The 7,180-nt window shown below is 55.2% G+C and carries 3 protein-coding genes and 2 rRNA genes; all 5 read right to left on the reverse strand.

Translation table 11 applies throughout. From position 1 onward, the window contains the following. Positions 1–100: 100 nt before the first annotated feature. The 5 genes from ACTJLA_RS03665 to ACTJLA_RS03685 all read right to left on the reverse strand — a co-directional run bounded on the left by ACTJLA_RS03665 (position 101) and on the right by ACTJLA_RS03685 (position 7,016). Entirely contained in the window at positions 101–2,404 is a 2,304-nt protein-coding gene (locus ACTJLA_RS03665; RefSeq protein WP_440840649.1) for an MlaD family protein, read from the reverse strand. After that, the gene (locus ACTJLA_RS03670; RefSeq protein ID WP_054897181.1) at positions 2,397–3,020 is read right to left on the reverse strand and encodes a paraquat-inducible protein A; all 624 of its coding nucleotides are present in this window, start codon (positions 3,018–3,020) and stop codon (positions 2,397–2,399) included. The genes ACTJLA_RS03665 and ACTJLA_RS03670 overlap by 8 nt, the downstream gene beginning before the upstream one ends. Then, positions 3,007–3,666 (reverse strand): paraquat-inducible protein A, encoded by a 660-nt coding sequence (locus ACTJLA_RS03675; RefSeq protein ID WP_034128130.1) that lies wholly within the window; start codon positions 3,664–3,666, stop codon positions 3,007–3,009. Before ACTJLA_RS03675 ends, ACTJLA_RS03670 begins: the two co-directional genes overlap by 14 nt. Before the next feature lie 191 nt (positions 3,667–3,857). Further along, positions 3,858–3,973: ribosomal RNA gene (rrf, locus tag ACTJLA_RS03680) — 5S ribosomal RNA — on the reverse strand. 151 nt (positions 3,974–4,124) lie between these two features. Then, positions 4,125–7,016 (reverse strand): 23S ribosomal RNA (locus ACTJLA_RS03685). Positions 7,017–7,180 lie beyond the last annotated feature (164 nt).

Here is a 7,180-nt window from a genome sequence, read left to right on the forward strand (position 1 = left end):
TTTTCGGCTTGGGATTTGCGGTGTGTTTGTGGGCCTCATCGCGGGCAAGNATGCATATCCCTGTGGGAGCCGGGCTTGCCCGCGATAGCCGCGCCTCGGTTTATTTACCGAGTGGAATCTTAGGCGCCCAGGTCAGCCATTCATCCTCAAACTTGTCGAACAACGGGAACGTCTGCTGCGGCCGTGCCGGGTTACCCATGCGCTCGCCATCCGGGGTGGCAAAGGCGATGCCGCCGGCCACCAGCGTTTCAAGGGACTCGGTACGCACGGTCGCGCCCTTGAACAAGCCGAAGTCGAGGCCAAAGCCGCTGGTGTTCCAGAAGCGGCTGCCACTGCGTACCAGAGGTGCGTACTTGGGCTCGATCAGGATGTGCACCAACACACGGTCGGCGGTCTGGCCCAGCTCATAGCCGGTGACTTTGCCGACCGTCACTTCACGGTAGGTCACCGGTACCCCTTCCTTCAACGAACCACGGCGGGCGGCGCTGAGTGTGAGGCTCAGGCCAGCTTCCTGATGCACGGTTTCAGGCGGCTGGGTCAGGGCGACAAAGCTCTTCTGCGGGCCGGCGTTTTTCGCGGCCGGTTGCACCTCGATGTATTGGCCAGTGACCAGGGTCTCCAGGTTAGCCGTCTTCATCAGCCCCAGTTCCGGCTTGACCACCCAGAACTGGCTGCCCGTGCGCGCAATGCGGTCCGCAACCTGAGTGATACGCGCCTTGAGCAGCACCGACTGCATGTCGGCACTGAGGTCGACACTTTCGATCTTGCCCACATCCAGCCCCTTGAAGCGCACCGGTGTGCCGGCGCTCAGGCCGTCGGCGCGGTCGACTTTGATGGTCACCAGAGTGCCGTGCTGGTTGGCGGCATCACGGTCGGCATACAGGCGAAAGCGCGGGATGCGATGTTTCAATGGCACGTTCGGTTCCGGCGTTTCGAAGGCGATACCGCCCGCCATCAGGCTGGCCAGGGATTCGCTTTTGACCTGGATACCGCCGGTGAGCCCGCCCGTAAGGGTGACGCCGCTGGCATTCCAGAAGCGCGTCGAGCCGTTGACCAGGCTTTCGTATTCCTTCTCGATATGAACGCCGATCACTAGTTGTTTTTTCTTGCGTGAAAACTGGTAACTCTGCACCGAACCGACTTTGACCTGTTTGTACAGAATCGGGCTGCCGACATCCAACGAGCCCAGGCTGTCGGTGAGCAACACCATGTGCAGGCCCGGGGAACGCAGGTCCAAAGGTGGCGCCTTGGCGCGGGCTACGTATTCGCGTTGTGGCGGGGTGCCTTTGTCGCCTGGGCGAATCGCGATGTAGTTGCCCTTGACCAAGGCCTCCAGGCCGGTGATGCCCGCCAGGGAGATGGACGGTTTGACCACCCAGAATTGCGTGTCTTCGACCAGGTAGTCTTCAGCCAATGGATCGAGGGTCAGCTCGACACTGGCGCTGGACAGGTCCGGGTCGATCTTCAGGGTTTTCAGGCTGCCGACCTGGATGCCTTTGTACATGACCGGCGTACGCCCGGCCTGCAGGCCTTCAAAGTCGGTGAGTTTGACCTTGACCTTGATGCCCGCTGCGGCGGCGTCGAAATCTTCGTATAGCCGGAAAGGCAGACTCGGGTCGGTGGGCGGGCTGTCTTTGCGGTTTTCAGGAGTGGCGAAGGCGATACCTCCGGCGACAATGCTGGAGAGGGATTCGCTGCGCACTTTCAAGCCGGAAAGGTTGGCGTCGATACTGATGCCGCTGGCATTCCAGAAACGCGTGTGTTTGCGCACCAGGTTGGCATAGGTCGGCTCGATATAGACCTTGACCTCGACGGTGCTCTGGTCTTCAGACAGCAGGTAGCTTTTGACCTGGCCGACCTGAATCTGCTTGTAGAACACCGGACTGCCACGGTTCAACGAGCCCAGGCGATCGGCCTTGAGGGTCAGGTGCAAGCCGGGCTTGGCGTCGGATAACGGCGGCTCTTCGGAGAGCGCCTTGAACTTGCGCGTGGGCTCGCCATCACCGGGGCTGGCGGCGATGTAGTTACCTGAAACCAGGGTTTCCAGGCCGGTGATACCGGCAAGGCTGACGCTGGGCTTGACCAACCAGAAGCGGGTGTTGGTCTTGAGGTACTGCTCCACGTCCTTGTTCATCTCGATGGTGGCGATCACCCCGCGATTGCTGCCTTCGTCATCCAGGGCCAGGGTTTTGACCTTGCCCACGGTCATGCCTTTGTAGACCACTTCGGTCTTGTTGACCTGAATACCTTCGCCGCTTTCAAAGCGAACTTGAATCTCGATACCTTGCTGGGAATAGGCACGCCACCCCAGCCAGCCACCGATGATCAGGGCAATCAGGGGCAGCACCCAAATGGCCGACCAGTTAGAGGCTGGGCGGGTTTTAGCTTTAGGCAAATCACTCATGGTCGTCGTCCGACTCCGTGTTATCCCAAATCAGTCGGGGATCGAAAGTTACTGCGGCAAACATCGTCAAGATCACCACACTGGCGAACGCCGCAGCGCCGAGGTTGGCCTCGATACTGGCTAGCCGCCCAAAGTTAACGAGCGCCACCAGGATGGCGATCACGAAGATATCCAGCATGGACCAACGCCCAATGAACTCGATAAAGCGATACATCACAATGCGTTGTTGCGCGGACAGCGGTTGGTGACGCTGCACCGAGAACAGCAGCAGGCCAATGCCGACCAACTTGAAGGTCGGTACCAGGATACTGGCGATGAACACCACGGCAGCGATAGGAAACATCCCGTGCTGCACCAGTTGGATGACACCCGACATGATGGTGCTGGGGTCGCCTTGGCCAAGGGAGCTGACCGTCATGATGGGTAACAAGTTAGCGGGGATATACAGGATCGCCGCGGTGATCAACAGCGCCCAGGTACGTGTAAGGCTATTGGGGCGACGGGCATGGATCAACGCGCCACAACGTGTGCAGAGCTGCTCCTCGCTATCCGCTTCCTGCTTGTTCAACTCATGGCATTCGGTACAAATCAGAATACCTGCATCAATCGCCCGCATGGTCATCCTCTCCTGACAGCGCTTGCCAGATCTGATGGGGCGACATCACCACCTCAAGCAGAACTTGAACCATTAATAGACTCACGAAGCAGACCAGACCCAGGCCAATTGTGATGGAGGCCATGTCGGCGAGCTTTACGATCGCCACCAGCACACCCATCAAGTAGACCTCCAACATCCCCCAGTCCTTCATGTGGTGGTAGATGCGATATAGCAGCAGCCCGTAATTGCGCCCGATGTTCCAGCGAATACTGAGCAGCACTGCCAACTGGCACAGAAGCTTGAGCAAGGGGATGCCCATGCTGCACAGGAACACCACGGCGGCAACGCCTTGCATGCCCGTATCGAACAGGCCAACGACGCCGCTCCACACGGTGTCCTCCGAAGACTGCCCGAGTAGATTGAGCTGCATGATGGGCAAAAAGTTCGCGGGGACGTACAGCAGCAGGGCTGCCAGTACCAAGGCGAGACTGCGCTCGACCACATTGTGACGGTGAGCGTATAGCTCGTAGCCGCAGCGTGGGCATTGAGCTTTTTCGCCGAGGGCGAGCGTTGGTTTGCGCATCAGCAAGTCGCACTCATGGCATGCCACCAGATCGTCTAGCGGTAAATCCGATACCTCGTGGGCATCAACCGGATCGGGCATAGATAGGGCTCTGACTCTAAAAATGATTAGGTGGCTATTCTAGTGGTGTCGCTCAGAAATAACTGTGCAAATTTGTCGGGGCAGTCAGGTCGGAGGTTGGGGCGCACAGGTGTACGGGGACAAGGTGGACACTTTTCGAGCGCCCAAAACAAAACCCCAACTGCTTTCGCAATTGGGGTTTTGGAATTTAATCTTTACGATGACCTACTCTCACATGGGGAAACCCCACACTACCATCGGCGATGCATCGTTTCACTGCTGAGTTCGGGATGGGATCAGGTGGTTCCAATGCTCTATGGTCGTCAAGAAATTCGGGTACTGAGTCGTGGCCAGCTGGCCTCGCTTCAGCAAATTGGGTATGTGATAGATCGTGGTGTTTTGTGAGCGTCGAACTTTCGGTTCATTGCGTCTTCACACACCGCAATCTGGCCTTTCGACTCAAATTGCTTGGGTGTTATATGGTCAAGCCTCACGGGCAATTAGTATTGGTTAGCTCAACGCCTCACAGCGCTTACACACCCAACCTATCAACGTCGTAGTCTTCGACGGCCCTTCAGGGAACTCAAGGTTCCAGTGAGATCTCATCTTGAGGCTAGTTTCCCGCTTAGATGCTTTCAGCGGTTATCTATTCCGAACATAGCTACCCGGCAATGCCACTGGCGTGACAACCGGAACACCAGAGGTTCGTCCACTCCGGTCCTCTCGTACTAGGAGCAGCCCCTCTCAAATCTCAAACGTCCACGGCAGATAGGGACCGAACTGTCTCACGACGTTCTAAACCCAGCTCGCGTACCACTTTAAATGGCGAACAGCCATACCCTTGGGACCGGCTTCAGCCCCAGGATGTGATGAGCCGACATCGAGGTGCCAAACACCGCCGTCGATATGAACTCTTGGGCGGTATCAGCCTGTTATCCCCGGAGTACCTTTTATCCGTTGAGCGATGGCCCTTCCATACAGAACCACCGGATCACTAAGACCTACTTTCGTACCTGCTCGACGTGTCTGTCTCGCAGTCAAGCGCGCTTTTGCCTTTATACTCTACGACCGATTTCCGACCGGTCTGAGCGCACCTTCGTACTCCTCCGTTACTCTTTAGGAGGAGACCGCCCCAGTCAAACTACCCACCATACACTGTCCTCGATCCGGATAACGGACCTGAGTTAGAACCTCAAAGTTGCCAGGGTGGTATTTCAAGGATGGCTCCACGCAGACTGGCGTCCACGCTTCAAAGCCTCCCACCTATCCTACACAAGCAAATTCAAAGTCCAGTGCAAAGCTATAGTAAAGGTTCACGGGGTCTTTCCGTCTAGCCGCGGATACACTGCATCTTCACAGCGATTTCAATTTCACTGAGTCTCGGGTGGAGACAGCGCCGCCATCGTTACGCCATTCGTGCAGGTCGGAACTTACCCGACAAGGAATTTCGCTACCTTAGGACCGTTATAGTTACGGCCGCCGTTTACCGGGGCTTCGATCAAGAGCTTCGCGTTAGCTAACCCCATCAATTAACCTTCCGGCACCGGGCAGGCGTCACACCCTATACGTCCACTTTCGTGTTTGCAGAGTGCTGTGTTTTTAATAAACAGTCGCAGCGGCCTGGTATCTTCGACCGGCATGAGCTTACGGAGCAAGTCCTTCACCCTCACCGGCGCACCTTCTCCCGAAGTTACGGTGCCATTTTGCCTAGTTCCTTCACCCGAGTTCTCTCAAGCGCCTTGGTATTCTCTACCCAACCACCTGTGTCGGTTTGGGGTACGGTTCCTGGTTACCTGAAGCTTAGAAGCTTTTCTTGGAAGCATGGCATCAACCACTTCGTTACCTAAAAGGTAACTCGTCATCAGCTCTCGGCCTTGAAATCCCGGATTTACCTAAGATTCCAGCCTACCACCTTAAACTTGGACAACCAACGCCAAGCTGGCCTAGCCTTCTCCGTCCCTCCATCGCAATAACCAGAAGTACAGGAATATTAACCTGTTTTCCATCGACTACGCTTTTCAGCCTCGCCTTAGGGACCGACTAACCCTGCGTCGATTAACGTTGCGCAGGAAACCTTGGTCTTTCGGCGTGGGTGTTTTTCACACCCATTATCGTTACTCATGTCAGCATTCGCACTTCTGATACCTCCAGCAAGCTTCTCAACTCACCTTCACAGGCTTACAGAACGCTCCTCTACCGCATCACTTACGTGATACCCGTAGCTTCGGTGTATGGTTTGAGCCCCGTTACATCTTCCGCGCAGGCCGACTCGACTAGTGAGCTATTACGCTTTCTTTAAAGGGTGGCTGCTTCTAAGCCAACCTCCTAGCTGTCTAAGCCTTCCCACATCGTTTCCCACTTAACCATAACTTTGGGACCTTAGCTGACGGTCTGGGTTGTTTCCCTTTTCACGACGGACGTTAGCACCCGCCGTGTGTCTCCCATGCTCGGCACTTGTAGGTATTCGGAGTTTGCATCGGTTTGGTAAGTCGGGATGACCCCCTAGCCGAAACAGTGCTCTACCCCCTACAGTGATACATGAGGCGCTACCTAAATAGCTTTCGAGGAGAACCAGCTATCTCCGAGCTTGATTAGCCTTTCACTCCGATCCACAGGTCATCCGCTAACTTTTCAACGGTAGTCGGTTCGGTCCTCCAGTTAGTGTTACCCAACCTTCAACCTGCCCATGGATAGATCGCCCGGTTTCGGGTCTATTCCCAGCGACTAGACGCCCTATTAAGACTCGCTTTCGCTACGCCTCCCCTATTCGGTTAAGCTCGCCACTGAAAATAAGTCGCTGACCCATTATACAAAAGGTACGCAGTCACCCAACAAAGTGGGCTCCCACTGCTTGTACGCATACGGTTTCAGGATCTATTTCACTCCCCTCTCCGGGGTTCTTTTCGCCTTTCCCTCACGGTACTAGTTCACTATCGGTCAGTCAGTAGTATTTAGCCTTGGAGGATGGTCCCCCCATATTCAGACAAAGTTTCTCGTGCTCCGTCCTACTCGATTTCATGACTAAGAGATTTTCGCGTACAGGGCTATCACCCACTATGGCCGCACTTTCCAGAGCGTTCCGCTAATCTCAAAGCCACTTAAGGGCTAGTCCCCGTTCGCTCGCCACTACTAAGGGAATCTCGGTTGATTTCTTTTCCTCAGGGTACTTAGATGTTTCAGTTCCCCTGGTTCGCTTCTTGCACCTATGTATTCAGTACAAGATAACCATCTTATGATGGCTGGGTTCCCCCATTCAGACATCTCCGGATCAAAGTCTGTTTGCCGACTCCCCGAAGCTTTTCGCAGGCTACCACGTCTTTCATCGCCTCTGACTGCCAAGGCATCCACCGTATGCGCTTCTTCACTTGACCATATAACCCCAAGCAATCTGGTTATACTGTGAAGACGACATTCGCCGAAAATTCGAATTTCTCAATTAAGAGAACTCACAAATTTTACCTTAGCCTGATCCGTTACCAGTGAAAGTAACGTTCAGTCTATCTTTCTATCACATACCCAAATTTTTAAAGAACGA

Source organism: Pseudomonas sp. 22072 (assembly GCF_052046095.1).
Classification (GTDB): Bacteria; Pseudomonadota; Gammaproteobacteria; order Pseudomonadales; family Pseudomonadaceae; genus Aquipseudomonas; species Aquipseudomonas paracarnis.